Consider the following 24,846-nt stretch of genomic DNA (forward strand, 5'->3'; position numbering starts at 1 on the left):
CACAGGAGGAACAGTGATCCCAGCTCAGGCAAGCCGCCCGATGCGTGCCGCTATTTACTGTCGCATCTCTCGCGACGACGACTCCTCTACCTCTATTACTACGCAGGAGCAGGACGCACGGGCGTGGTGCCAGCTTCGCGGCTATGAAGTGGTCATGGTCCGGCATGACGTAGGGGTCAGCGGCAGTGTCCGGCCGGAAGACCGCGAAGGGTTCGGGGAGATCGTTGCTGCGCTCAGCGGCATTGATGTGGTGGTCGCTCGCAGCGTTGACCGCTTCTCGCGCGTAACTTCGCACTTCGCAACCCTGGTCGAATTGCTGGACAAGCGAGGCACCACCCTTGCCGACGTACAGGGGCAGGCGGACCTCACAAGCCCATACGGCCGCTTCGTCGTGACGCTGATGGTTGCCTTCGCTCAGCTTGAACGGGAGACCATCCAACAGCGCATTCTTCGAAGCCGGGTTGAACTCCGGCAGGGTGGCAAATGGTTGGGCGGCGCTGCCCCTTACGGCTATCGCATCGTGCCGGACAGCGAAGGAAACAAGCGGCTGGACATAGACGAGAAAGCCGCCGCCGTACTCTCCGAAGTCATTGACCGTGTGAACGAGGGGCACAGACTCAGCGCCGAAGTGGAGCGGCTGAATAGTTCCGGCGAACTCTCCCCGGGCGATTACCGCAAGGTGCAGCGCGGGGAAGAGTTGGGGGAAAAGCGCGCTCAGTGGACCTATTCCGCGCTGTATCAGCATCTTCGATCCGAAGTGCTTCGCGGGTATCGCGTGCAGGGGAAGCGCGATGAACGGCGCGTGGTGCGAGACAGCGAAGGCAAGCCCGTCCGGGTCGGTCCGGCGCTGATAGATGACAAGACGTGGCGCACGCTGCAAGCCACGTTGGACGCAAACGGAGTTGAGACGAAAAGGCCGCGTAAGAAGGCAACCATGCTTCTGCACGTGGCGTGGTGCCCGCTGTGCAACGACGTCATGCACTACAACACGCGGGTCTATCAAGGCCGCCGCATGGATCAGTACGCATGTCCGGCAGCGCGTGACAAGAACCGGCGTGACAAGTGCGCTGGAATCAGCGTGAACGCCGAGAAGGCAGAAGCCGCAGTAGAAAAGTGGCTTCTGACGAAGTTCGGTAACACCCCTTACTCAGAACGGGTGTTGGTCGGCGGCAACGACACAGCGGCAATCATCGAAGAACTCGAATCCGATATTGCGGAGCTTGCCGCTTCGCTGGTCGGATTGAGGGGTGCAGCGAAGGCAGCCGTACTTTCCCAGCTTGAATCCAGGCAGGAAGCGCTAGAAGAGGCTCAGGCGGAGCCTGTGACCGAACCTGAATGGAAGTGGGTACCGACTGGCGAAACGGTCGCACAGCGCTGGGAGAATGCCGACACAGCGGCTAGGCGCCTGCTCCTGCTGTCCATGCATGTTCGGGCGAATATCGCTCCGGCGACGAAGGGCCGTAAGTGGGACCCGGAGCGCGTCAGCGTAGGTCTGCATTTCGATGATCCTGAGGCAGTAGCGCTTGAGGCAGTTGCCCGCGAAGAGGCGCTAGCCGACGGATTCTGACGGATTCACTGAGCCCCCGTTCTGGCACTTGCCGGGCGGGGGCTCAGTGCTGTCAGCCTACGGATTTCCGTAAGCGGGTGACCACCTACGGAAAATCCAGGCCACCTACGGAAAATGGACATTCCGAGAAATCCTCTTTATTCTTCAGCAGAGACTAAGGGGGGCAGTTGAATGAGCATTGATGAAACTCAGCTCAGGGCAGCGCTGGAAGGTGACCAGGAAGCCACCACGGCCATTCTCCGGGCACTTGACCGGCTCATCAGGGCGCGGGCACGGCGCATTGACCGGCAGCACGCGGAAGACCTTGCACAGGAAGGCCGCGAAGCCCTGTGGCGCTGCCTGAGCCGGTTTTCTGGTGGGTCCGCCGGGCAATTCGTTTCCTTCGCTGACCGCACGGTTACCGGCGCGATGATGGATGCGCACTGCACCATGCGCTATCCGGGTATCAGCCTGGACGAAGCGAAGCTGTGGCGCTCTGCCTACAAACGCGCGAATGGCAACGCCGACGAAGCCGAACGGCTCATGCGCTCCGGGGAGTTGGCATGGCGGGCTAGCGCCGAGACAGCGAAGGCCGTGCGAGCCGCTGTGAGCCCCGCTGAGCCCCTATCAGAGGACGTGGGCACTAGGACCCCGGCGGAGCCCTCAGAGCGCTCTAGCGGCCCTGTGGCATGGATGCTGCTGGGGTTGGGCAAGCAACAGCGGGCAGCATTGGAAATGACGTACGGCATAGACGCCCATGGGCGCATGAGTGATGCGGAGATAGCGGCAGCGCTGGGCATTCCGAAGGGGCACGTTGCGGCAGCCCGGAGTAAGGCGCTCAAGCGGCTACGTGACAGGTGGTCAGGAACGGCCTTGTTCCGCTGAGACACAGCCAGTCAGCCCCGGAGGTACCGCCAGCACCCCGGGGCTTACTCATGCCCGCGAAGCGCCCTGCGCGGCCCTGCGAGTGCCGTTCGTCGTCCTGGTGGCGCTGTGTACCGGCGGCAGGCTGACAGGCACCCAGACAGGCACTCAGGGCTTCACTGACGCACCGTCATGAACTGTTGATTAGTAAAGGATTGGCAAAGTCATCTGCCCTGGTGCGGAATTCTCATGGATTCATTGACCGGCAGGCTGTCGACACCTTAGACCCACCTTGAGGGCACACAGCAGGAGGAGAGACCACGTGAGCGCTGATGACGTTTTCAAGCACATTCTGTCTTGGGTGTCTGAGGATTCCCACCGTGGACGACTGGCACGCGCGTTTCAGAACAACATGGGTAACAGTGCTGAGCTACAAGCACAGCGAATCGGTCTTCTGTCGGTCTACATGGAGCGGGAAGCGCAGAGCCGTAAGGGTCTTGCGTTGGTCTAGGGCTATGCCCGGGGACGTAAGCCGTCTGGTTTCGTGACCAGGCGGCTTTTCCTTGCCCTCGTTTCGTCTCGTTTCGTCTCACCGGTATTGCATTCCGTCCCCGTTCCGTCCCATCGAAATGGGGTTCCGTCCCATTACGTCTCAAGGAAGTACACATGACCACTGACCTTATGACTGCACTGCGTAACGCCGAATCACTCGCATGGGAAGCCGTAGGGAAGCCCGACAGCGATAAGGCCACGGCCGTGCACCAGGCCATTGCCGCCGCCCTACGCATTGCTGAGATGCAAGCCGCTGGCCCCCGCTGTGAGGCTCTTACCTGTGAGAACGCGCTCAGCTACAGCGGGATAGGTCGACACAGGCGCTTCTGTTCTGACCGTTGCCGGAAGGCCGCTCACAGGGCTAGTCGGCAGGGCTAGACAGCGAAATGGGTTGGGCAATCAACTACTCTCTGTTAGTTGTTCCTAATCCAATATGTAATGTTCTCACTCTCCCAACTGAGTCCCATATATAGAGCCTTTAATGGGAGAGCCGTCACGATGCATTTCAGATAAGGAACACACCATGACTGAGCGACGCTATGACTGCATGGGCTGCGGCTCAGATCTCCCGGAAGGCGTACGCGCTGACCGGCTGTACTGCTCTGCCCGCTGCCGTATGAAGGCGTACAGGGCCACCAGGGCGACGCAACCGGCCGAGATGACCTGTGAGCTATGCGGGGCACCCTTCCGGCCGCTGAGGGGCAAGCAACGCGTTTGCTCCTTCCCTGAGCAGACCAGCGCCACATGCCGGGAAATGCAGGCTGAGCGCGAACGCCAGCGAACGGCCGTCCGACTTGCGCTGGACGAAGAACGCTGGGAAGCGCCGTGCGCTCACTGCGGAGAAAACACAGGTTGGGAAGGTGTGGGCCGTCCACGCCGGTTCTGCTCGGACCGCTGTAAGACCGCCTTTTATCGAGCCGCAAAGAAGAACGCCGCCTAATCCATCGCGTGACGCGAATCACATAAATTGACGTGTCTAGCATGTCTGAATTGAAATGCTTTGCGGGCCGTCGACTCTCTAGAAACACCTTAGAGGGCAGCGTTCGGGTAGGCGGCAACCTATTTCCCCGGACCTCTCACATAAACCAACCCCCGGTCAGCGCCGGTTCCTTCACTGCGGGATTTGCCGCCTACGTAGTGAAGGGCTAGCGCTGCCGGGGGTTTTTTGTTTGGGCCCATCACCTACGGATTTCCGGATGTGGTCTGACCTATTCCGCTAGGCCGTGCTCTGAAAAACCATCAGATCTGAGCCGGCTAGCCCCTATCGGAAATCGAGTACCCATGGAAACAATAACTCTCACACAAGCGCTCCGCATTCTCGAAGAGCATTGCACCGTTCCCAGGGATGAGCTTCCGCGCGCTGAGCTGTTCGATGCACTGTCTGTGCTCCGCCTGATGGCGCTGGGAGAGAAGTCTGATGCCTGAGCTGCGTGAGGCTGACCACCAGCACACTGCCAACGTATATGACGCGCTCCGTGCGCTGACACGGGACGACAAACGCCACGCACTGCCATTCGGCCTCTTCTATGGCCTGGTTATTGGCTGGTGTGTGGGTCAGAACCGTGTGCCCCCGCCAATGTCGGCATTCCGGCGACTACTTGCCCGTGCGGGATACCCGGTTAACGGTCAGAAGCCTCATCAGCGGGTGCATGGCCTTGCGTATGACTATGACCTCAACCCACCTACGGATTTCCGTAAGTGACCACAACGAAGAAAGGCAGAAAGCCCAATGACTAATACCCCCTGGTACATGCGTGGTGTTGACCCGGGCGCCATCGAGAAGGGCAGCCCTGAGGCTAAGCGCAAGCACCTGGAAAGCATTGCCTCAATGGCCAGCCCTGAGGCTGACGCCATGGTTGTTCACCTAAAGGCGGCTGAGGCGCGCGGAGTTGAGATTAGCCCGTCCATGCGTATTCAGATGGGCTATGCACAGGTGGCCCGTAAGGCGGCTGCCCAGCTAGGCGACGTTCCGCAGCGAGAGACCAGCGTCAGCACGGATGACCTGACCCCCGCTCAGCGCATTGCGCGCGGCTATGGCTCTGCCAACTGACCCGGAAGGGATGCGAAGCAAGATGACGACGATTGACCTTGAGAAGGCGCGTAAGGCCGCTGAGGCGGCTGCCGCGAAGTTGGCTGAGGCTGAGGCCGCTGAGGCTGCCCGACAGGCTGAGATTGCCGCACAGCGCGCTGAGCGGGCACGTGAGTATGACGCTGACTTCCACGCTCGCTGGACGGCAATTGCCGCTGAGGCTAAGGAATCTGAGGGCAGTACGGCGGTCGAGTATGACCCGGAATCCATGGGGTTCCTTGAAGGGCTTATTCGGTTCACCGCTGGCCGTGAGAAGCGGCGCATTGTGATGGACCATGCCCGGCGCGCTGAGTCCACGCTAGGTATTTCGTCCGCTCAGAGCACCGTGCCGGATGACCGGCCGTATCAGCTTGACGTCATTGGGTTCATTACCCGGATTGTGGAAGGCGAAGCCGAACGGCGCGTAAGCGAGTTTGCCGACGCTCTTGAGGCTGAGCGTGAGAAGCACATCAGCAAGGGGAACGCCGATGTCTAATGAGTCTGGCAACTTCGAGACTGGACAGCCGATTGACCTGGCCCTACTGAGCCCCGGCCCTGAGTGGAACTACCCCAATTGGCCGCGCGATGCTGTGACTGGTGAGCCGCTGACGCCTTCCGCGCGATATGCCCGGGGTGTTACCGGTGAGCTTTACCGGATTGAGGGCAGCAAGGCTTATCCACTAGACAGCGGCGTTGCCATGATTACTCCGCCGGTCATCCTGCCGCAGTAGCAGAAAGCGCCCTGTGTCTCACCCGCACAGGGCGCCTATTTCTTGCTGCCGTCATCATCCAAAGCGGATTGCGCTTGAAGCACGAATTTATCCAAGGCGCCGTCCAAGTTCCTAGCGAGTCTTGATATGTGACGCTGCATGCCCTGTCGTGCCCTGCCGTCACGTTCCCCGTTGAGCGTCACCAATTGACCAATGGCCCCAAGATTAGCCGCTAGTTCCTGACTCAAAATTCCAATCTCAAGCGCTGCTTCGGTAACTTTCCTCGGACCCGCCAAAGCAACTTCAATCGACTTCTCCTTTACTTCTGTGGCAAGGCCGAACAACCCGCGGTACTCAGCCTCACTGACTTCGTCGGGAACAAATTCCCTATCAGCTGCGTAAAGGCGAGTTTCGGCGCGCATCGTGTATGCCGAGGAAATGAACTCCTTGTAGATGTCTTGTCGGGGCTCACGCCTCTCTCTGCGATGTTCCGACCGCGCGGTAATACGCGCACCTTCTCGCTGCGCCCATCCTGTTGCCAGCGCTGCGCCAATCGTCGCTACTGACCCTGCCAATGCGCCGAGCACTGCGGCCAATCCTGCATCCATGGGCGCCAACCTTGCTGCCTTCAAGGCACGTGGTCAAGAGCGCCTGCCCAGTGTGTGCTGACGCAACCAGGCACCCGGAGCCGGCGAGAATCCACACATTCTCTGACCAGGGCTTATAGTCCACCGTAACTTCGCTGGCGCGTGTGCTGGCGTGAAGGAGTCTGCCCATGCTCGCTGACGACTGTGCAAACTCGCATGCCGCTTCCCTGGTGGAAGCCCTAAGCTACGCGCGCACCTATTCCGAAGACATTCGCCGCATGCTCGAAGAGGGAAAGCCCGACCCTGAGAAAGCCGCGCGACTGGTGCACGCAATCCGCAACATGCTGTGTGCTGCGGAAGATGAGCTAGACACATTGGACGACGCACAGGCAGAGCTAGACACCGTGGCAGCAATCCACTGCCTTCCCGATGCTGAGCTATTCCGTGCCCTCACCTCCGGAAATCCGTAGGTGCCCCCCGCCTACCCGCGCTCTGCGCCCCCTGCCCTCTCCCGAAGGGACCCCCTATGCCTAGCCTGCCCCGGCGCCGTTGCACTGCCACCCCCATATGCCCCAACCTGATCAGCGGCAAGGCGCGGGCATGCGCCGATCATGTGCACATGTTGACTGCCGTTCGCGCCGAGAAAGGCACCAGTGCATACGGCAAGGATTGGCCACGGAAGCGAGAGTCATTCCTTTACCTAAACGCATGGTGTGTGTTGTGTGGTCGCGCTTCGCGTGTGGCCGATCACTTCCCTGTGAGCAGGAAGGAACTGGTTAAGCGTGGCGTCGCTGATCCCAATGCGCACGCACACTTGAGGGCATTGTGCGTTAGCTGTCATAACCGTGAGACTGGCCGTGCACAGCCTGGTGGTGTCGTGGCTGAGCGGCAGAGACAGACACAGGCTCAGCGGGAATGGAAGCACTGGACCGGCAAGCGCGACGCTGAGGCCGAAGAGCCGCCGTTCTGAGCCCTACCCCCTGGGGATGGACCCCCGGCCCCTTCTGACCGGGCGCGACAGGGAGGGAAAAAGCTAGCGCCGGGGGTCAAGACCTTTTTCGTGGCACAAAGGATGGTGTAAACCTTGATTATTGAACCTGATTGGTCCGCCGAATTTTGCGCGGACCCCCAGACAACGGCCGATGCTTCCGCAGCATGGCAGCGCATGACCGCTGATATTGACATTCCGGCAAGTCAGCGGGATGCGGCAACGACCTATTGCCTGTCGGTCGCGCGTGTAGCTGAGGCTGAGCGTCAACTGAGCCGAGATGGAATGGTGTTGACCGGCGCCAACGGCGTACCTGTCAAGCATCCGGCAATAACCATCATCAACATGTATTCGGCCGGTATTCGCGCGCTGCAAAACTCCCTGGGGCTCAATCCGTATGCGGCTGCGAGGAATCGCGCCATGGTCAAGAACGGTCGTGAGCCTTACGAGGATTATGGCGATGCTGGCCTTACGGAGTCCAGTGCTGCGGCCCTACGGCTGGTGGCTGGCCTTGACGACTAGCACCTTCGATGCGCTGCATAGCGCCTTCCGCTCCGCTGGCTCAATTGACCGGCCTACGGCTCAGGCATTCCACGCTGCGATTGCCCGCCATGTCGACGCTGGGCGCATTACAGCGCGGGAAGCTGACATTCTGAGGGCCATCAATTGGGGCAACGCGCTGGACCCGTTCGCGCAGCGTGATCCGGATTGGCTGAAAGCATTGAAGCCCGATGACATTCGCCACTACCCGAAGCGATAACCCCTGAGCCCTGGTCACTCACTGGCCGGGGCTTTCCTATGCCCTGAGAGTGACCAATGACTAAGCGACTGTCTTTCACTGATGTTGTCCGGTACGCGGCCCTTGCTGCGGCCATGGTTATTTCGTATGCGACACAGCGGGATCTAGCGCTAGCGCACGGAGTGCCTGAGTCCGTTGCTCCGGCCGTTCCCGTGGCCGTTGACCTATTCATGGTTTGGGCCGTCCGGTCACGGCGGGATATCGCGCTGGCCGTGTCCGTTGCCGTGGCCGCGAATGTGGCTGGTGTCCTCACGACAGAATCCCTGATGGCCGTAGGCACATGGGTGTCCGCTGGACTGCATGCCGTCTTCCCGCTGACCGTCTGGCGGATGCATCGCACGGAAAGCCCTGAGCGCCTGCCTGAGCGCCCTACGGCCACCCTGATAAAGCCTGAGCCCAGCGCGACAGTGATAGCCCCTCAGGACGGCGCACAGGGCTTGCCGGACAGTTGGCCGACTGATGACCTGTGGCAGGACTTTGAGGACAGCGAGCCGGACACGTCCCTGGTAACTCCGCCTTCCGCTGAGGACATTCGGGCAGCCGTGGCCGTGCTTGAGTCCCGGAATGGCCGACCCGTGACCGGCCGCATGGTGGCTGACCACTTTGGAGTGTCCGAACGGACCGGCCGTAGGTACCTGACAATGACCGCATGACCGTGCCCCGTACCCGCTGCCCTTCCTGGTGGCCGGTACGGGGCTTCGTCGTGCTCACTCCGCTTCTGATGGGCGCTCAGGCAGCTTGACAACAGGTTTCTGACACAGCGTTAGCTTTGCAGCCATTAGGCACACTCCGCACAACGAAGCCCCTACCTACTGGCCCGGCATGGTCAGCGGGTAGGGGCTTCTTTGCGTCTGGTCAGTCCGCTGTCCCCAACCGTTCGCCACGCATCCGCGCCACGTCGATTACGTCGCTCAGGCACTCCGCCGTGCGTCGCAGCATGAAGAGAGCTTCATCGGCCGTCAGGCGTGCCTCAGGCGCGTACATGGGCCGGACAAGCCCCAGCATGGTTTCAGCGCTCTCGATGTGCTGGTTCTCGACGCTGTCAGCCATGAGGGACAGGAGACTGTTCGGGTCGTCGCTGTCCAGGTATGCGGGATTGCCGCTCTCGGTACGCCACGGAAGACGGCGGAGCCCAGGGAAAGTCTCGGTACGCTCGCTCATGTCGGTCACCCTTCGCGTGATCGGCCACAGCCCCGGAACGCCTAGCCCGCGTTGCCGGGGTCTTTTTTGTGGCAAGGGTCGAAACCCTCGAAGCCAGCGTAAGCCTCGAAACCCTCGGATGCCTGAAAGTCCGCGAAACCCGATCATCGCCGTATGGAGATCGATAGGACCCGGGCAGCGTGGACGCAAGTACGGGACGTGCTCTTGCAGCGTCTCGAAGACGACACCTATCCCGCCGGGTCGAAGTTTCCCAGCGTGCTGGAGATTGCCGCTGAGTTCTCCGTGGCCAACTCGACAGCACAACGGGCCCTTGTCGACATCCGCGAGGCTGGACTACTGAGGACCGAACCAGGCATCGGAACCTTCGTTCTGTAGCGCATCCTTGCAGGTCAGCGGCCTGTTTGGCGCATGCTGCTAGTCTGTCTCCTTCAGTGTGTACCCGCGCCCGGCGGTCCTTCGAGGAACAGGTGGTGCCCGCCGGCCGCCGCCACCTCCACCCCGGTCCGCGCCGGAAGCTGGCCGACGACGTCGGCGAGATCGGCAAGGTCACAGCCCGGGTCGTAGTGGGCCGAGCCGGCGCTGTGCATGCCGGTGGCCGCGCCGGTGCCGGGGACCCGCAGCCCGGCCAGGAGCGGATCGGGCCGCCCCTGGCCGCCGGGTTCCTCCTCGGGCACGGGTTCGTCGGTGAGTACGGCGATCAGCTGGCGCAGACTGCGGATGCCCAGTACCGACACACCCGGCACCAGCGAGGCCTCGGCGGCGGCGCACTCGGGCACCACCACCTGTTCGTACCCCGCGTCGGCCGCCGCGATGACCGCGGGCAGCGTGCCCCGGACCGGTCGCACTCTGCCGTCCAGTCCCAGCTCACCGATCATCACGAGGTCGGCGAGCACCCGCGGATCGATCCGCTCGGCGGCGCCCAGGACGGCACTGGCGACGGCCAGGTCGAAGCCACTGCCGGCCTTCGGCACCGAAGCCGGGCTGAGTCCCACGGTGAGCTTCTTCTGCGGCCACTCCGCACCGGAGTTGACCACGGCGGCCCTGACCCGGTCCCGGCTCTCCGTCAGGCTCTTGTCCGGCAGCCCCACCAGGGTGAACGCCGCCACTCCCGGTTCCAGGTCGGCCTGGACCTCCACGACCACGCCCTCGACGCCCACCAGCGCCACCGAGCAGGTACGGGCGAACCCCATCTCAGGCCACCCCCCGGACGTGCTCGACCCGGGGCGCGCCCCGCTCCGGCAGCAGGACGCCGATCAGGTCGATGCGGACGCCGCCGGGCGGTGCTCCCCCGTGCGCCTGGAGCCAGCGCTGCGCCAGGTCCCGCAGGCGGCTCGCCTTGGCCGGGTCGACGGCCGCCATGGGGTGCTGGAAGGACGCGGCCCTGCGGGTCTTCACCTCGCAGACGACGAGGACGTCTCCGTCCCTGGCCACGATATCGATCTCGCCGGTTCTGCCGCAGCGCCAGTTGCGCTCCAGGACCGTCATTCCGGCCTGCGCCAGCCGCCGCGCGGCCAGCGCCTCGCCGTACCTGCCGAGTGCGCTGCGTGCCTGCTGGGTGTTCATGTCGGCACCACCTCCGGCACCAACCGTCACGCAGTCGGCCGCCCGAAGTGGATCTTGGTGGACAACCCGGCGGTTGTGGACAACTCCGTCACCCGCCGGGGGCTCCTGTCACCCGCCGGGGGCTCCTGTCACCCGCCGGGGAGCTCCAGATCGCTCTTGTTGAGCTCCTCGATGTTCACGTCCTTGAACGTGAGGACGCGCACCTGTTTCACGAACCTGGCCGGCCGGTACATGTCCCAGACCCAGGCATCCGCCATGGACACCTCGAAGAACACCTCGCCCTGGACCGAGTGCACCTGCATCTCGTAGTCGTTGGTCAGATAGAAGCGGCGCTCGGTCTCGATCACGTATTTGAACAGACCGACGACGTCGCGGTACTCCCGGTAGAGCTTGAGCTCCATCTCGGTCTCGTACTTCTCGAGGTCCTCGGCGCTCATGGCATGTTCCCCTTCACCCGTGCGATCCCACCATTGTGCGCCAGTCCCAGGGGCCTCCGTTCCCTGAAGCCGGTCTGCCCTGCCGGACAGCTCCCGGGACCTTTCGCTAGACGATCTCGGTGTCGAGGGTCACGGGTCCGGCCGGAGGGCCCTCCTCGAGCAGCGTGCGCAGCAGTTCGGCGAGTCTGGTCGGGTACACCGTCTCATGCGCCCGCGCCAGTTCCGGGTACGTCCACCAGCGCGCTCCGGCGACACTGCGCTGCTCCAGTTCGGTCAGCGCCGTGGCTTTGGTGACCGTCCGGGTGGTGCGGGCGAGGTAGTACCACTCGTCCTGGTCCCAGCGGCGGCCCGCGAACGGGAAGGAGCACTGCCTCCGCCACAGCACGGGCCCCAGCTCCACCTCGGTGATGCCCGTCTCCTCCGCGAGCTCCCGCAGCGCGGCCTGCTCCCGACTCTCGTCGCCCTCCACGCCGCCGCCGGGTGTGAACCACCAGTCGTCGGCCGGGTCGTCCGGTTCATGACCGTGCAGCAGCAGGATGCGGTCCCGCGGGTCGAGCAGCACCACGCGGGCGACCCTGCGCAGCCCGCCGTCGTAGGAGTCCTCGGCCGGGCGGACCGGCTCAGCGGCCACCGGACGCCCCCGCGTCCGCCTTCCGCGCCCGGGAGGCTCCGGCCCGCTCGGCGAGGGGGCCGTACGCGGCGCCGCCGAAGATGAGTACCGCGCCGGCGATCACCAGGGCGACGACCGTCCGCAGCGGCCCCGGTGAGGAGAGGGCGCCGAGTTCTTCGAAGCCGGTGGGGGCCCTCAGCATGCCCTCCATCGGCCAGACCACGGCGTCGACCCGGGCCTGGACGGCTTTGCGCGAGACGGTGCCGTTCGCGGCGTCGGTGAGATGGGAGGTGGAGTCCACGGAACCGGCGCGCTCGTCACCGAGCAGGAACAGTCGGCCCTTCGGCACGGTCACTTCCGGGAAGCCGCTGAACCCGGCCACCTCGTCCTCGGAGAGATACGGTTCGTCGATCTTCGTACCGTTGACCTTCAGCCGACCGTCCTCGCAGCAGGAGACGGTGTCGCCGCCGACGGCGACCACCCGCTTGAGGACCGGTACGTTCGCCCAGTTCGTGTCCTCGAAGACCACGATGTCACCGCGGCGGACGTCACCGCTGTCGATGCGCTGGGCCAGCACCCGGTCACCGGCGCCGATCGTCGGCGCCATCGAGGTGGTGGGCACGGTGTACGGCCGGTACACGAGCGCTCCCCACGCGAACCCGCCGAGGAAGAGCGCCATGCCCAGCGCCACGGCCAGTGAGGACAGTCGCTGCCCGGTCCGGCCACCCGCCGGGCCCCGGCCCGCACCGCCACCCCGCGAAGCCGTACGCGTCGTGCTCCGACCAGTCATGGACGGCACCCTACCCGGCGGTACCGAACCGGGGCAGCCCCTCCTCGGCGGCGCTCAGCGCTCGCCACCACCACCGGTCCTGCGCCGCCACAGCACCAGCGGCACGGCGCCCATCAGCGCGAGCCCCTGGGGCGCCGCCGACAGGGCCGCCCCGGCCGACGCCTCGTTGTTCAGCGCGGGCTGGTCGAAGGTGGCCGGGACCTCGAGGTAGTCCCAGCGGCTGACCGGCCAGCCGATGACGACGGCACGGCCGACGACTTCCTGCACCGGGACCATGCCGTGGTTCTTGTCGGCCTGGTTGTACCGGGAGTCCCGGGAGTTCTGCCGGTGGTCACCCATGACCCAGATGTGACCCGCGGGCACCACGACCCTGAACTGGCCGCCCTGGTCGTCCTGGCTGCACGGTGTGTTGCCCGGATAGACGTACGACGCCTCGTTCAGGGCGGCGCCGTTGACCGTCAGCGGCCCGGTGCCCTTGCACTCGACGACGTCTCCGCCGACCCCGACGACCCGCTTGATCAGGTCCTTCTCCTCCACGGACGGCATCAGGCCGATCCAGCTGAGGACCTTCTGCAGCGCGTTGGCCTGCGGCGTCGGCTCGCCCGCCAGCCAGTTGTCGGGGTCGTGGAAGACCACGACCTCGCCGCGCTCGGGCTCGGAACCGAACCAGGGGGTGAGCTTGTCGACCAGGACGCGGTCACCCTGCTGGAGGGTGTTCTGCATCGAGTCCGACGGGATCGAGAACGCCTGCAGCAGGAATGTCTTGATCAGCAGCGCCAGCACCAGCGCGATACCGACCAGGATGGGCAGTTCCTTCCAGAAGGAGCGTGGCTTCTTCTCCTGACGGGGCGAATCGCCCGACCCCTGGTCCCCGGTCTTCGTCCGGTCGTCCCTCACGCTGTCCTCCTCGACCGCCGGGGAGTCATTCCCGGAGGTCGCGGCGCTGTCCCCGGCCGGGACCTCCGGCTCCGCGGGCCGATCGCGATGCTCCTCGCCGTCGGCTCCGGATCGTGCGCCAACCGCCACATCCCCCACGCCAGCTCCTCACTCTGTGCCGCCGCCTGCCCCATGCGCGGCGCAGGCCCACCACTCCCATAACGAGCGGGAGTTCCGCAGGGCTCGGGAGCTGAACCATTCCGTTCGAATGGTTCTGGGCAACCCTATGCGACAGCGGGGCGGCAGCGGTCGACCCGCGTGTCGGGTCCGCCACGGACGCATAGGTTTCTGGTTCGTCCAGAGTGTTCCAGTGGGCGAACGGCCAGGCGATGACCATGGCCCGGCCCACCACCTCCTCCTCGGAGACGGTGCCGCCGTAGTCGGTGTCCTGGTGGGACCGGGAATCGGCGGAGTTGGACCGGTGGTCGCCCATCACCCACAGGCGCCCCTCGGGCACGGTGACCTCGAACGGCGTCGTGGAGGGGGCGTTGCCCGGGTAGAGGTAGTCGCCCTCCTCCAGGGGTACGCCGTTGACGGTGACCCGGCCCTGTGTGTCACAGCACCTGACCTGGTCGCCGCCGACTCCGACGACCCGCTTGATGAGGTCTTTCTCGTTCTCCGACGGCAGCAGCCCGATGAAGGTGAGGCCGTCCTTGACCTGCTTGACGCCGACCGGGTCGTCCCTCGTGGGAGTGGTCTGCTCGTCCTGCAGCCAACCACCGGGGTCCTTGAACACGACGACGTCCCCGCGCTGCGGCTTGGAGCCGAACCACGGGGTGAGCTTGTCGACCAGGACGCGGTCGCCGACCTGGATCGTCTGCTCCATGGAGCCGGACGGGATGACGAAGGCCTGGACGAGGAACGTCTTCAGCACCAGCGCTATCACGACGGCGACCCCGATCAGGAGCGGTATCTCCTTGACCGCGCCGCGCCTGCGCCGCCGCTTGACCTTCCGCTGGAGCTTGCGCCGGTCGGCCCGGCTCCGTCCGTCGGCCGCGCTGACCGTGCGGCGCACGCCGGTGGGCAGCAGGTTCTCCGCGGCGCTCACCGGGCCGCCGCGGGGTTTGCCGCGGTTACCCATGGGCCCCCTCCCCGGGGTGCGCCGCGTTCGTCCCCGGTGCCGGCACGCGCGCGTAGGCGTCGGGGCGGTGCAGCCGGGTGGTGCGGTCGAAGGGCGAGACGATCCAGTCGGCGCGGCCGATCACCGCGCTCACCGGGATCATGCCGCCGCCGGGCGATCCGAGATGGTCGCGGGAGTCGCTGGAGTCGCCTCGGTGATCACCGAGGACGAACAGGCGCCCCTCGGGCACGACCACGTCGAAGGGCACGGTGGAGGCGCTCTCGCCGGGGAACAGGAAGCCCGACTCGTCGACCGACCGGCCGTTCACCCGGATCCTCCCCTCCCTGTCGCAGCAGACCACGTGGTCCCCACCCACACCGACAACGCGCTTGATGTAGTCGGTGTCCCCGAAATACCCGGTGCCGTCGAACACCACCACGTCGCCGCGTTGCGGCCCGGCTCCGAAACGGTATGCCGACTTCAGTACGAGAACGCGGTCCCCGGCCCTCAACGAGGGCTCCATCGATCCGCTGGGGATCTGGAACGGCCGTGCCACGAACGTGCTGAGCGCGAACAGGAGCAGCATCACCGACAGCAGGGTCGCGGTGATCCACCCTCCGGGGAGTCCGCCCACGAGACGCGGCACCAACGAGGAACGCGACCGTTCCTCCGGACCCGGGGCCTCCGAGGTCTCCTCGGGTCCGGCCGGGTGGGAGGAGCGGTCGCGCTCCGTCGGCTGTGCTTCGGTGTCCATCGAGGCCAGATGTTATCCGGCCCCGGGCTCACCTCGGAAAAGCGCTCAGTTCTCGCGCTTCTCCTTGATCTTCGCCGCCTTGCCGCGCAGGTCACGCAGGTAGTACAGCTTGGCGCGACGGACGTCACCCTTGGTGACGAGCTCGATCTTCTCCACGATCGGGGTGTGCACCGGGAAGGTGCGCTCGACGCCGACGGAGAAGGAGACCTTGCGGACCGTGAAGGTCTCGCGCACGCCGGCACCCTGGCGGCGGATCACCACGCCCTTGAACTGCTGCACACGAGTGCGGTTGCCCTCGATGACGCGCACGTGGACGTTGACGGTGTCACCGGGACGGAAGGCCGGGATGTCGCTGCGCAGCGACGCGGAGTCGACGGAGTCGAGCAGGTGAGACATTTCGTCTGCTTTCTTCGCTGATGCCGCAGGTCATCAACGGCAACTAGAGGTTCGGATCCAGGACGTGCGCTTCGGGGCGGGCGTCGTGTCCCCCTGCGGCAGGGGCGCACGCCGGACGGCGCACAACAGCGGCCTATTCTTCCACGCCGCCGGTCCTGCGCCAAAATCGGCCGTGGGGCTCCCCCTCCGGGTCCGGTTCCCAGCCCAGGATGGAAAGCATCTCGCGGTCCTTCTTGTCGAAGGCCCCCGGTTCACAGCGTTCGATGAGGTCGGGCCGGTTCGCGGTGGTGCGCTTGAGCGCCTCGTCGCGCCGCCAGCGGGCGATCTTCCCGTGGTGCCCGCTGAGCAGTACCTCGGGAATCCCCCGGCCCCGCCAGACGGGCGGCTTGGTGTGGACGGGCCCTTCCAGGAGGCTCGCCATCGCGCCCGGGGCGAAGGAGTCGTCCCGGTGGGACTCGGCGTTGCCCAGGACGCCGGGCAGCAGCCGGGCCACGGCCTCGGTGACCACGAGGACGGCTGCCTCGCCGCCGGCCAGCACGTAGTCGCCGATGGACACCTCGTGGACGGGCATACGGGTCGCGTACTCGTCGACGACGCGCCGGTCGATGCCCTCGTAACGGGCCGGGGTGAAGATCAGCCAGGGACACTCGGAGAGCTGGACGGCGAGCTCCTGGGTGAAGGGGCGGCCGCTGGGGGTGGGGACGACCAGGACGGGCGTGTGCGAGCCGGTCTCGTAGCCGTCCGCCAGGACCTCGTCGAGTGCCTCACCCCACGGTTCGGTCTTCATGACCATGCCGGGGCCGCCGCCGTACGGGGTGTCGTCGACGGTGTTGTGCCGGTCGTGGGTCCACGAGCGGAGGTCGTGGACCTGGACGTTCAGTTGTCCACGCGCGCGTGCCTTGCCCACGAGGGAGACGTTCAGCGGTTCGAGGTACTCGGGGAAGATGGTGACGACGTCGAGCCGCATCATGCCTCGTCCCGCGAGGAAGCACCGCGTCCATCAGCGACTTCGTCGTCGGCACCCCGGTCGTCGATCAGGCCCGGCGGCGGGTCGATGACCGCGCGCTGCTCCTCGAGATCGATCCCGGTGACGATCTGCTCCACGAACGGCACGAACACCTCGCTGCCGTCGGGGCGTTCCACCACGAACAGGTCCTGCGTCGGCAGATGGGAGATCTCGGTGATCCGGCCGACGTGCTGCCCGTCCTCGGTGACGACGTCCAGGTCGATCAGCTGGTGGTCGTAGTACTCGTCCTCGTCCTCGGGCCGCTCGTTCGGATCGACCTCGGCGATGAGCAGGGTGTTGCGCAGCGCCTCGGCGCCGGTGCGGTCGCGGACGCCCTCGAAACGCAGCAGGAGGCGACCGCTGTGCACCCGGCCGGTCTCGATGGTGAGCGGACCGGCGGTGGCGGGATCGGTGGCCAGGACGGCGCCGGGCCCGAGCCTCAGCTCCGGCTCATCGGTGCGGACCTCCACGGTGACCTCACCCTTGATGCCGTGGGCACGGCCGATGCGAGCGACTACCAGCTGCACTGTGCTTGATCTCCTGTCGTACGACGACGGGCCGGGGACGGCCCTGAGGCCCTCCCCGGCCCGAGCCGGTTGCGCTGAGCGTCAGCGGACGTGGTCCACGTCGACGAGGTCGACACGGACACCGCGGCCGCCGATGGCGCCCACGACGGTCCGCAGAGCGCGTGCGGTGCGGCCGTTGCGGCCGATCACCTTGCCGAGGTCGTCCGGGTGGACCCGGACCTCGAGCACCCGCCCGCGGCGCAGGTCGCGCGAGGCGACCCGCACATCGTCAGGATTGTCGACGATGCCCTTCACGAGGTGCTCGAGAGCCTCCTCGAGCATGCTCAGGCCTCGGTCGACGCAGACGAGGAGGACTCAGCGGCGGCCTCGTCCTTCTTCTCGGTCTTCTTCTTCTGGGTGATCGCCTCACCCTTGCCCTCGTCCTCGCCGCCGAGCGCGTCGAACGACGGGCGCGCGGCCTTCTCGGCCTGCTGCAGCAGCGGGGCCGGGGCGGGCTCGCCCTTGAACTTCTGCCAGTCGCCGGTCTTCTTGAGGATGGCGAGCACGGGCTCGGTCGGCTGGGCGCCGACACCGAGCCAGTACGCCACGCGCTCACCGTCGACCTCGATGACCGACGGGTTGTACGTCGGGTGGTACTTGCCGATCTCCTCGATGGCCCGGCCGTCACGGCGGGTACGGGAGTCGGCGACGATGATGCGGTAGTGAGGCGAACGGATCTTGCCCAGACGCTTCAGCTTGATCTTGACTGCCACGGGAGTGAGTTCTCCTGGATTTGACGTGGTTGGGCACGGCGGGACGGCCGCGTGGGGTTGCGGTACCCGATTGCCCGATGGACGCGTCAGCCGGAGGCGAGAGGGTTCCTGTGCGGCTGTCGAGTACAGCTAGTCATTGTGCCACACACCGCGGGGCACCCGGGACCGCGGGCCCGCACGCGGGCAGGGCTCGGACCCGCCCGGCGCGGCGGCGCCATCGCGCCGGGCGGGTCCGCCCTGCGGCACGACCGGCCCCGGAGCGGCATGCGGGACGGCACCCGCACGCCTCCGGGGCCCGTCCCGACGCGTCCGGCACCCACGAGATGCCGGGTCGCGGTCAGCTCGCCGCCGAGGCCACCGTCTCAGGGATCCTGAACGGCTTGCCGCAGCCACCGCAGACGATGGGGGCCTGGGCCAGCACCGACGGGACGACGCGCACATTGCGACCGCAGTCGCAGACGGCCTTGACGCGCACACCACCGCCGGACGAACCGTGCCGTGCCGCCGGACCTCGGAAGCTGCGGGCGGTGTCACCCGCGGTCGCGGCGGAATGCGCCTTCAGGGCGCGCTGGAGACGCTCCGTCGTCGGGCGGTAGCGGCGCTTCGCCTCCGGGGTGAGTACGACCAGCGAGAAGCCGCTGCTGGGATGCGGCTCGTCGGGATGGTCCAGACCCAGTTCCTCGGCGATCGCGAGGAATCGGCGGTTGTGGTAGCGGCCGGCGCGGGAGGTGTCGCGTACGCCGCGCGCGGCGGCGACGCCATGGACTGCCTCGTGCAGCAGTCGCTCGAAGGAGAGTTCGTGACCGCACGCGGACGACGACTCCCCGATCAGGGACTCGGGCGCGGCAAGATCGGGCAGCTCGGGGTGGTACCGCTGAATGTCGGCCCACGCCTGCGCCAGTTCTGCGGCGAGTACAGGTGGTGTCTGTGTCGTGCTCACGTAATGACAACGAGCCGGGGTGCCTCTGTGTTCCGATTCCGGGGCATCCCAAATAATTTGCCCTTACCCGTCAGTACCCGCTCATGCGTCCCGACGACGGGCGGGTGCGCTGATCTGCGGAGAAGCCTCGCAGCTCACCTCAAGGTGGTGCGTAGGCTGACGTACACCGTCCCCCTGTCCGGCGCGTACGCGGGGCCCGCGCGCCGGTGCGTCTGCGATCCACCGGTACGCAAGAGGCGTTTCGGCCGCTCTCTCACGGCGGAGCGCCCCGGCCCCTGTGGACGAGTGCCACGACGCCCGGTGGGCGAGTGCCGCGACCGCGACGTTACCGGGTCCGCCGACGGTACCCGGCACCGGCCCGGCCCTTATGGGGGGGACACGACCGGACACGACCTCGATCAGGGGTTTGCGGACCTTGGCCGGAACCGGCTCATCACCCCGCGATTTCCGGAATGTGAATTCTTGCCACTGGCACGAGCGACTCCCAAGCCGCCGCCCCGTTCCACTGGACGCCGGGTCGAGGGCGGAGTTTCCTGGCATACGGGGGGAGTGCGAGCGCACTGCACGGGGTCAAGTGATCGGGCACGGCGGCAACTCTCGGCTGATTGGGGCGCTTACCTATGACACCTACGCTCGTGGGGCAGCACCTTCCTCGTACGGAGCACGGCCCTACGGGGCACGGTCCTCGCGTGGACCGGCGGGCACGCGCGCGTGACTGGTCCGAGATACAGGAGAGGATGCTCGTACCTCTTTACGAGGCCGTCTACGAGCGACTGGACGTGGGGCCCGCGACACGGCTGCTCGGCCTCGGATGCGGTTCGGGGCTCGCCTTGCTGATGGCGGCCTCCCGGGGCGCCGCGGTCACCGGTGTCGACGCCTCGTCCGCCCGACTGGCCCACGCACGCGAACGGTTGCTGCCCGCCGGGCGGGGCCCACGCACGCGGGGGCGCACGGACACCCGGATCGTGGACGGCTCCCCCGGGGCGGCCCGAACGGGCACCGCCGGGTACACCGTGGTGACCGCCTTCGAACCGATCGGATGCCTCGCGGGCGACGCGGAAGAACTGGGGGGACTGCTCGCCGAGGCGACGCCGCTCGCCGGACGCGGAGCGGCCGTGGTGCTCACCGGCTGGGGCCCGCCGGAACGCTGCGCCACGGCGTCCGTGCTCCGGGTGGCCACCAGGCTGGCGGAGCCGGTGCGCGGCACGGGCGACTGGCGCCCCGCGCACCGCGACGATCTGGAGGAGGTCGCCCGGCGCGCGGGTCTCCGGCCGGACGGCTCGGGAAGGGTGGCCTGCCCCTTCGGATACGCCGACGTGGACAGCGCCGTACGGGGACTGCTCTCGACGGGATTGTTCGACCCGGCGATCGTCGCGACGGACCAGGTGCAGGTGAACAAGGAACTGACTGAGGCGCTGCACCCGTACCAGCGGCAGGACGGCACCGTGTGGATGCCGAACGTGTTCCGGTACCTGATCGCACGAACGCCCTGACGCCGTCACGGGGCACCCCTTGGCCAAGGGGTGCCCCGTGCCGTACGGACGGGGCCGTGAGTCCCGGACTTCTCAGCCCATGAACTTCTTGAACTCGTCGGGCAGCTCGAAGTCCTGGCCGCCCTGCTGCGGCAGCCCGAAGGCGTTGCCGCCCTCCGCGGCCGCCGCGCGGCGCGCGGCCTCCTCCTGCTCCTGCTGCTTGCGCTTCATCGGGTTGCCGGAGCGCTGCTTGCCCTTGGCCTGCTTCTGCTTCTTCTTCTGCCGGCCGGGGCCGCCGCCCATGCCCGGCATCCCGGGCATCCCCGGCATGCCGCCGCCCTGGGCCATGCGGGACATCATCTTGCGGGCCTCGAAGAACCGCTCCACCAGGGACTTCACGGCGCTGACCTCGACACCGGCACCCTTGGCGATACGGGCGCGGCGGGAGCCGTTGATGATGGTCGCGTCCTGCCGCTCGGCCGGGGTCATCGACTTGATGATCGCGGCGGTGCGGTCGACGTCCCGCTCGTCGAGGTTGTTGATCTGGTCCTTGATCTGCCCCATGCCGGGCAGCATGCCGAGCAGCTTGGAGATCGAGCCCATTTTCCTGACCTGCTCCATCTGGGCCAGGAAGTCGTCCAGGGTGAAGTCCTGGCCCTTCTTGGACGCCAGCTTGGAGGCCATCTGGGCGGCCTCTTCCTGGCTGAAGGTCTTCTCCGCCTGCTCGATCAGGGTGAGCAGGTCACCCATGTCGAGGATGCGGGAGGCCATCCGGTCCGGGTGGAAGGCGTCGAAGTCGTCGAGCTTCTCACCGTTCGACGCGAACATGATCGGCTTGCCGGTGACCTGACGGATCGACAGCGCCGCACCACCGCGGGCGTCACCGTCGAGCTTGGAGAGCACCACGCCGTCGAAGCCGACGCCGTCGCGGAAGGCCTCGGCGGTGTTGACGGCGTCCTGACCGATCATCGCGTCGACGACGAAGAGGATCTCATCGGGGTGAACGGCGTCCCTGATGTCCGCAGCCTGCTGCATCATCTCCTGGTCGATGCCCAGGCGGCCGGCGGTGTCCACGATCACGATGTCGTGCACCTTGGTCTTCGCGAACTCGATGGAGTCCTTGGCGACCTTCACCGGGTCGCCCACGCCGTTGCCCGGCTCGGGCGCGTAGACGGCGACGCCCGCGCGCTCGGCGACGACGCTGAGCTGGTTGACCGCGTTCGGACGCTGGAGGTCGGCGGCGACCAGCACAGGGGAGTGCCCCTGGTCCTTGAGCCACTTGCCGAGCTTGCCCGCGAGCGTGGTCTTACCGGCACCCTGCAGACCGGCCAGCATGATCACGGTCGGCGGCTGCTTGGCGAAGCGCAGCCGGCGGGTCTCGCCGCCGAGGATGGTGATCAGTTCGTCATTGACGATCTTGATGATCTGCTGCGCCGGGTTGAGCGCCTTGGAGACCTCGGCGCCCAGAGCCCTGTCCTTGACATTCTTGATGAATGCCCGGACGACGGGGAGGGCCACGTCCGCTTCCAGCAGAGCGATGCGGATCTCACGCGCCGTGGCGTCGATGTCCGCTTCGCTCAGCCGGCCTTTTCCGCGGAGGTTTTTGAAGGTCGCGCTGAGGCGGTCGGAGAGAGTATCGAACACGGCGGCGTCGGTCCTCGGGGTCGGGGGCGGAACTGGGCTGCCCTCCAGGGTATCCGGCCCGGCAAGCAAATCGTCCCTGCCCGCTACAGAGAGCGGTCAGGGACGAAATCCCCGCATCGGCGGGGAGCAGAGAATCCCAAGCAGCTTGGAGATGCTGCCCATCGGACCATCCCCGCATCGGCGGGAGCACACCAGGTGAACGCATGACCTGATCAGAAGGTCACGCCCGCAACGTCTCCTCCAGTTTCCGGGCCACCGCCACAGCCTCCTCGGCGGGCAGGGGCGTGCCCTCGGAGCCGGTCACGTAGAAGGCGTCCACGGCGTTCGCACCCAGCGTGCTGACATGCGCGCTGCGCACCCGCACCCCCGCGTCCTCCAGCGCCCGCCCGATGCGGAACAACAGCCCCGGCACGTCCTGCGCCCGGACCTCGATCACCGTGGCGTGCCGGGAGGCGGCCGGGGCGACCGTCACCCGGGCCGGCGGTGCGAACACGCCCCGCCGCCTCGGATACGCGGCGTCCCGTTCGGCGAGCCGGCCGGCGATGTCGAGGCCGCCGTCCAGGGCGCGTACGAGGTCGGCGCGGAGCCGGGCGGCCCGGGGCAGGGAGCCGTACTCGGCGGCGACCCGCCAGTCCAGCAGCAGCGCGGAGCCGCCGACGCCGGCCGGGAGGTCCAGCGCCCGCAGCTCCGCGGTCCGTACGGTCAACCGGTGCAGGGCGAGCACCCCGGCCACCGCGGGCAGCACGCCCTCCTGGTCGGGTACGGCGATGCGCAGTTCCACGCCCAGCGGCTCGGGGTCGCCGGAGGGCTCGGTGGGCGGTTCGGTCCGGGTCCGCAGGGACAGCACCGGAGCGCCCGTGGCGACCGCCTCGATGGCGAGGCGTTCCTGTTCCACGGTGGGCGCGGTCTCCTCGGGGCCCGCCGGGAGGTCCCCGGACAGCACGGCGGAGACCCGTTCGACCAGGTCGGCGACGAGCGAGGCGCGCCACGACGACCAGGCGGCCGGTCCGGTGGCGAGGGCGTCCGCCTCGGTGAGGGCGTGCAGCAGTTCGAGGGTGCCCCGGTCGCCGACGGCGTCGGCGACCGCGCGCACGGTGGCCGGGTCGTCCAGGTCGCGCCGGGTGGCGGTCTCGACGAGCAGAAGGTGGTGGCGTACGAGGGCGGCGATCACCGTGACGCCGTGCCGGTCGAAGCCGACGCGGGCGGCCACGCCCCTGGCGATGACCGCGCCGGCCACCGAGTGGTAGCCGGGCCGGCCCTTGCCGATGTCGTGCAGCAGCGCGGCGACCAGCAGCAGGTCTGGCCGGTGCACGCGCCGGGTGAACTCGGAGGCGCGGACGGCGGTCTCGATGAGATGCCGGTCCACGGTCCACAGGTGCACGGCGTTGCGCTGGGGGCGGCAGCGGACCCGTTCCCAGTCCGGAAGCAGGCTGTTGACCAGGCCCTCCGCCTCCAGCGCCTCCCAGACCTGGACCGTGGACCGGCCGGAGCCCAGCAGGGTCACCAGCTGTTCCCGCGCCTCGGCGGGCCACGGCGTGGGCAGGGCATGCGCGGTGGCCGCCATGCGCCGTACGGCGTGCGGGGAGAGCGGGAGCCCGGCCTGGGCGGCGGCGGCCGCGGCGCGCAACGGGAGCACGGGGTCGCGTTCGGGGCGCGCGGCGCGGGCGAGCACCACTTCGCCGTCCTGTTTCACGACCCCTTCGGCCAGCGGGGAGCGCTCGGGCGCCGGTTTCCCCCCACCCAACATGGCGCGCAGTCTGGGCCGCACCGCACGGGAGCGCAGGACGCGTCCCACTTCGCGCCAGGTGACGGCACCGGCGTAGGCGATGACGCGGGCCGCCTCGTAGACCTGCCGCAGCAACACGTCCGCGTCGGGCATGCCCAGCTCGGCCGCGACCCGGTCCTGCTCCTGCAACGCGAGTCGGTCGGTGGCTCGCCCGGTGGCCAGGTGCAGTGCGTCCCGTACGTCGAGGAGTCGGCGGCGGGCGTCGGCCAGGCCTTCGCGCGGGGCGTCGGCGAGCCAGGAGGCGGCGACGGCGCGCAGGGCGGTGGCGTCGCGGAGCCCGCCGTGGGCCTCCTTGAGGTCGGGTTCGAGGAGGTACTGGAGCTCGCCCTGGCGTTCGGCGCGTTCGGCGCACAGTTCCCGGAGGGCGGGGAGCCGCTTCGGTGCCTGGTTGCGCCAGTCGGCGAGCACCGCCGTGCGCAGTGCGGCGGTGAGGCCGAGGTCGCCGGCGATGTGCCGGGCGTCCAGCAGGCCGAGCTGGACCTTCAGGTCCTCGCCCGCGGTCCTGCGCGCCTCGGTCGGGGTGCGGACGGAGTGGTCGAGGGCGAGGCCCAGGTCCCAGACGGGGTACCAGAGGCGGTCGGCGAGGGCGGCGACCGCCTCGGGGTCGCCGCCCTCGTGCAGCAGGAGCAGGTCGAGGTCGCTGCGCGGGGACAGCTCCGCGCGCCCGTAGCCGCCCACGGCGACCAGAGACACCCCGCGCACCCCCTCGGCACCCGCCGCGAAGAGCCCGGCGAGCCAGCCGTCCGTGAGGTTCGCGAGGGCGGCGCGGCGCGGCGGCCCGGACCGCGTCTCCTCGGTGAGGAGGTGCAGCCGGGCCGCCGCGTAGCCGCCGGGCCCCGAGCCCTTCGTCCCCTCGTACCTGCCCGTCCCCGTCATCCGGTGGCTCCTGTTCCGTTCG

Annotated in this window: 26 protein-coding genes and 1 pseudogene; 9 read left to right on the top strand and 18 right to left on the bottom strand. The window is 67.2% G+C overall.

The annotated features are described in order from the left end of the window. The first annotated feature begins 13 nt into the window (after positions 1-13). The 4 genes from AC6F7H_RS05465 (at position 14) to AC6F7H_RS05480 (ending at position 5,526) form a co-directional block, all read left to right on the top strand. Positions 14-1,567: a recombinase family protein gene (locus AC6F7H_RS05465; RefSeq protein ID WP_500755558.1), complete on the top strand. Its 1,554-nt coding sequence runs from the start codon at positions 14-16 to the stop codon at positions 1,565-1,567. A 171-nt stretch (positions 1,568-1,738) separates the two neighbouring features. Further along, the gene (locus AC6F7H_RS05470; RefSeq protein ID WP_500755559.1) at positions 1,739-2,431 is read left to right on the top strand and encodes an RNA polymerase sigma factor; all 693 of its coding nucleotides are present in this window, start codon (positions 1,739-1,741) and stop codon (positions 2,429-2,431) included. A 2,281-nt stretch (positions 2,432-4,712) separates the two neighbouring features. Beyond that, positions 4,713-5,012, top strand: a complete 300-nt coding sequence (locus AC6F7H_RS05475) for a hypothetical protein (RefSeq protein WP_500755560.1) — start codon at positions 4,713-4,715, stop codon at positions 5,010-5,012. A 22-nt stretch (positions 5,013-5,034) separates the two neighbouring features. Next, positions 5,035-5,526, top strand: coding sequence for a hypothetical protein (locus AC6F7H_RS05480; protein ID WP_500755562.1), 492 nt, complete (start codon positions 5,035-5,037; stop codon positions 5,524-5,526). A 270-nt stretch (positions 5,527-5,796) separates the two neighbouring features. Here the strand turns inward: AC6F7H_RS05480 and AC6F7H_RS05485 are convergent, their stop codons facing one another. Further along, positions 5,797-6,348 carry a hypothetical protein gene (locus tag AC6F7H_RS05485; RefSeq protein WP_500755563.1) on the bottom strand — a complete coding sequence of 184 codons (552 nt, stop codon included), beginning with the start codon at positions 6,346-6,348 and terminating at the stop codon, positions 5,797-5,799. A gap of 167 nt (positions 6,349-6,515) precedes the next feature. On the opposite strand from AC6F7H_RS05485, the gene AC6F7H_RS05490 reads away from it, so the two are divergent. The 3 genes from AC6F7H_RS05490 to AC6F7H_RS05500 all read left to right on the top strand — a co-directional run bounded on the left by AC6F7H_RS05490 (position 6,516) and on the right by AC6F7H_RS05500 (position 8,767). Continuing rightward, positions 6,516-6,797, top strand: a complete 282-nt coding sequence (locus tag AC6F7H_RS05490; protein WP_500755565.1) for a hypothetical protein — start codon at positions 6,516-6,518, stop codon at positions 6,795-6,797. A gap of 614 nt (positions 6,798-7,411) precedes the next feature. Continuing rightward, entirely contained in the window at positions 7,412-7,837 is a 426-nt protein-coding gene (locus tag AC6F7H_RS05495) for a P27 family phage terminase small subunit (RefSeq protein WP_500755567.1), read from the top strand. A gap of 351 nt (positions 7,838-8,188) precedes the next feature. After that, positions 8,189-8,767: a DUF2637 domain-containing protein gene (locus tag AC6F7H_RS05500; RefSeq protein WP_500761668.1), complete on the top strand. Its 579-nt coding sequence runs from the start codon at positions 8,189-8,191 to the stop codon at positions 8,765-8,767. A gap of 202 nt (positions 8,768-8,969) precedes the next feature. Here the strand turns inward: AC6F7H_RS05500 and AC6F7H_RS05505 are convergent, their stop codons facing one another. Further along, positions 8,970-9,275, bottom strand: a complete 306-nt coding sequence (locus AC6F7H_RS05505; RefSeq protein ID WP_500755568.1) for a hypothetical protein — start codon at positions 9,273-9,275, stop codon at positions 8,970-8,972. A 153-nt stretch (positions 9,276-9,428) separates the two neighbouring features. Between AC6F7H_RS05505 and AC6F7H_RS05510 the strand changes: the two genes are divergently transcribed. Next, positions 9,429-9,650: a GntR family transcriptional regulator gene (locus tag AC6F7H_RS05510; RefSeq protein ID WP_500755569.1), complete on the top strand. Its 222-nt coding sequence runs from the start codon at positions 9,429-9,431 to the stop codon at positions 9,648-9,650. A gap of 62 nt (positions 9,651-9,712) precedes the next feature. Here AC6F7H_RS05510 and AC6F7H_RS05515 read toward each other — a convergent pair. From AC6F7H_RS05515 to AC6F7H_RS05580, 14 genes and pseudogenes are all read right to left on the bottom strand, one after another. Then, positions 9,713-10,465: pseudogene (locus tag AC6F7H_RS05515) on the bottom strand (magnesium chelatase domain-containing protein); the annotation flags it as partial. Position 10,466: 1 nt separating this feature from the next. Next, the gene (locus AC6F7H_RS05520) at positions 10,467-10,868 is read right to left on the bottom strand and encodes a YraN family protein (RefSeq protein ID WP_363036703.1); all 402 of its coding nucleotides are present in this window, start codon (positions 10,866-10,868) and stop codon (positions 10,467-10,469) included. A gap of 98 nt (positions 10,869-10,966) precedes the next feature. Beyond that, a complete protein-coding gene (locus AC6F7H_RS05525; protein ID WP_003965949.1) occupies positions 10,967-11,275 on the bottom strand; it encodes a DUF2469 domain-containing protein in 309 nt (102 codons plus the stop codon). Between the two features lie 106 nt (positions 11,276-11,381). Beyond that, the gene (locus AC6F7H_RS05530; RefSeq protein ID WP_500755570.1) at positions 11,382-11,906 is read right to left on the bottom strand and encodes an NUDIX hydrolase; all 525 of its coding nucleotides are present in this window, start codon (positions 11,904-11,906) and stop codon (positions 11,382-11,384) included. After that, positions 11,896-12,675: a signal peptidase I gene (lepB, locus tag AC6F7H_RS05535; protein ID WP_500755571.1), complete on the bottom strand. Its 780-nt coding sequence runs from the start codon at positions 12,673-12,675 to the stop codon at positions 11,896-11,898. Before lepB (AC6F7H_RS05535) ends, AC6F7H_RS05530 begins: the two co-directional genes overlap by 11 nt. Before the next feature lie 54 nt (positions 12,676-12,729). Next, positions 12,730-13,710 (bottom strand): signal peptidase I, encoded by a 981-nt coding sequence (lepB, locus tag AC6F7H_RS05540; protein ID WP_500755573.1) that lies wholly within the window; start codon positions 13,708-13,710, stop codon positions 12,730-12,732. Continuing rightward, a complete protein-coding gene (lepB, locus tag AC6F7H_RS05545; protein ID WP_500755574.1) occupies positions 13,598-14,692 on the bottom strand; it encodes a signal peptidase I in 1,095 nt (364 codons plus the stop codon). Before lepB (AC6F7H_RS05545) ends, lepB (AC6F7H_RS05540) begins: the two co-directional genes overlap by 113 nt. Next, positions 14,685-15,425, bottom strand: a complete 741-nt coding sequence (lepB, locus tag AC6F7H_RS05550; protein ID WP_500755575.1) for a signal peptidase I — start codon at positions 15,423-15,425, stop codon at positions 14,685-14,687. The genes lepB (AC6F7H_RS05545) and lepB (AC6F7H_RS05550) overlap by 8 nt, the downstream gene beginning before the upstream one ends. A gap of 45 nt (positions 15,426-15,470) precedes the next feature. After that, on the bottom strand, positions 15,471-15,821 hold the full coding sequence (gene rplS, locus AC6F7H_RS05555; protein WP_363036691.1) for a 50S ribosomal protein L19: 351 nt from the start codon (positions 15,819-15,821) through the stop codon (positions 15,471-15,473). A 133-nt stretch (positions 15,822-15,954) separates the two neighbouring features. Further along, on the bottom strand, positions 15,955-16,788 hold the full coding sequence (trmD, locus tag AC6F7H_RS05560) for a tRNA (guanosine(37)-N1)-methyltransferase TrmD (protein WP_500761670.1): 834 nt from the start codon (positions 16,786-16,788) through the stop codon (positions 15,955-15,957). After that, on the bottom strand, positions 16,788-17,354 hold the full coding sequence (gene rimM, locus AC6F7H_RS05565) for a ribosome maturation factor RimM (protein WP_363036689.1): 567 nt from the start codon (positions 17,352-17,354) through the stop codon (positions 16,788-16,790). Before rimM ends, trmD begins: the two co-directional genes overlap by 1 nt. 81 nt (positions 17,355-17,435) lie before the next feature. Then, entirely contained in the window at positions 17,436-17,675 is a 240-nt protein-coding gene (locus AC6F7H_RS05570; protein ID WP_109381758.1) for an RNA-binding protein, read from the bottom strand. 2 nt (positions 17,676-17,677) lie between these two features. After that, entirely contained in the window at positions 17,678-18,106 is a 429-nt protein-coding gene (rpsP, locus tag AC6F7H_RS05575; protein WP_109381757.1) for a 30S ribosomal protein S16, read from the bottom strand. Between the two features lie 337 nt (positions 18,107-18,443). Next, on the bottom strand, positions 18,444-19,046 hold the full coding sequence (locus AC6F7H_RS05580; protein ID WP_500755576.1) for a hypothetical protein: 603 nt from the start codon (positions 19,044-19,046) through the stop codon (positions 18,444-18,446). A 620-nt stretch (positions 19,047-19,666) separates the two neighbouring features. Here AC6F7H_RS05580 and AC6F7H_RS05585 point away from each other — a divergent pair. Further along, entirely contained in the window at positions 19,667-20,539 is an 873-nt protein-coding gene (locus AC6F7H_RS05585; protein WP_500755578.1) for a methyltransferase domain-containing protein, read from the top strand. A 72-nt stretch (positions 20,540-20,611) separates the two neighbouring features. Here AC6F7H_RS05585 and ffh read toward each other — a convergent pair whose 3' ends face one another. Beyond that, complete coding sequence (gene ffh, locus AC6F7H_RS05590) at positions 20,612-22,162, bottom strand: signal recognition particle protein (RefSeq protein ID WP_500755580.1); 1,551 nt, start codon at positions 22,160-22,162, stop codon at positions 20,612-20,614. A gap of 220 nt (positions 22,163-22,382) precedes the next feature. Then, on the bottom strand, positions 22,383-24,824 hold the full coding sequence (locus AC6F7H_RS05595; protein ID WP_500755582.1) for a [protein-PII] uridylyltransferase: 2,442 nt from the start codon (positions 24,822-24,824) through the stop codon (positions 22,383-22,385). Positions 24,825-24,846 lie beyond the last annotated feature (22 nt).

The sequence above is a fragment of the Streptomyces sp. MMS24-W38 genome (assembly GCF_059889265.1).

Bases quoted from the DNA above. Each gene is read 5' to 3' on its own strand.
- AC6F7H_RS05470 (WP_500755559.1), top strand. From the start codon at position 1,739: ATGAGCATTGATGAAACTCAGCTCAGGGCAGCGCTGGAAGGTGACCAG.
- AC6F7H_RS05475 (WP_500755560.1), top strand. From the start codon at position 4,713: ATGCGTGGTGTTGACCCGGGCGCCATCGAGAAGGGCAGCCCTGAGGCT.
- AC6F7H_RS05480 (WP_500755562.1), top strand. From the start codon at position 5,035: ATGACGACGATTGACCTTGAGAAGGCGCGTAAGGCCGCTGAGGCGGCT.
- AC6F7H_RS05485 (WP_500755563.1), bottom strand. From the start codon at position 6,348: ATGGATGCAGGATTGGCCGCAGTGCTCGGCGCATTGGCAGGGTCAGTA.
- AC6F7H_RS05490 (WP_500755565.1), top strand. From the start codon at position 6,516: ATGCTCGCTGACGACTGTGCAAACTCGCATGCCGCTTCCCTGGTGGAA.
- AC6F7H_RS05500 (WP_500761668.1), top strand. From the start codon at position 8,189: ATGGTTATTTCGTATGCGACACAGCGGGATCTAGCGCTAGCGCACGGA.
- AC6F7H_RS05505 (WP_500755568.1), bottom strand. From the start codon at position 9,275: ATGAGCGAGCGTACCGAGACTTTCCCTGGGCTCCGCCGTCTTCCGTGG.
- AC6F7H_RS05510 (WP_500755569.1), top strand. From the start codon at position 9,429: ATGGAGATCGATAGGACCCGGGCAGCGTGGACGCAAGTACGGGACGTG.
- AC6F7H_RS05525 (WP_003965949.1), bottom strand. From the start codon at position 11,275: ATGAGCGCCGAGGACCTCGAGAAGTACGAGACCGAGATGGAGCTCAAG.
- lepB (WP_500755571.1), bottom strand. From the start codon at position 12,675: ATGACTGGTCGGAGCACGACGCGTACGGCTTCGCGGGGTGGCGGTGCG.
- lepB (WP_500755574.1), bottom strand. From the start codon at position 14,692: ATGGGTAACCGCGGCAAACCCCGCGGCGGCCCGGTGAGCGCCGCGGAG.
- lepB (WP_500755575.1), bottom strand. From the start codon at position 15,425: ATGGACACCGAAGCACAGCCGACGGAGCGCGACCGCTCCTCCCACCCG.
- rplS (WP_363036691.1), bottom strand. From the start codon at position 15,821: ATGTCTCACCTGCTCGACTCCGTCGACTCCGCGTCGCTGCGCAGCGAC.
- trmD (WP_500761670.1), bottom strand. From the start codon at position 16,788: ATGCGGCTCGACGTCGTCACCATCTTCCCCGAGTACCTCGAACCGCTG.
- AC6F7H_RS05570 (WP_109381758.1), bottom strand. From the start codon at position 17,675: ATGCTCGAGGAGGCTCTCGAGCACCTCGTGAAGGGCATCGTCGACAAT.
- AC6F7H_RS05585 (WP_500755578.1), top strand. From the start codon at position 19,667: ATGACACCTACGCTCGTGGGGCAGCACCTTCCTCGTACGGAGCACGGC.
- AC6F7H_RS05595 (WP_500755582.1), bottom strand. From the start codon at position 24,824: ATGACGGGGACGGGCAGGTACGAGGGGACGAAGGGCTCGGGGCCCGGC.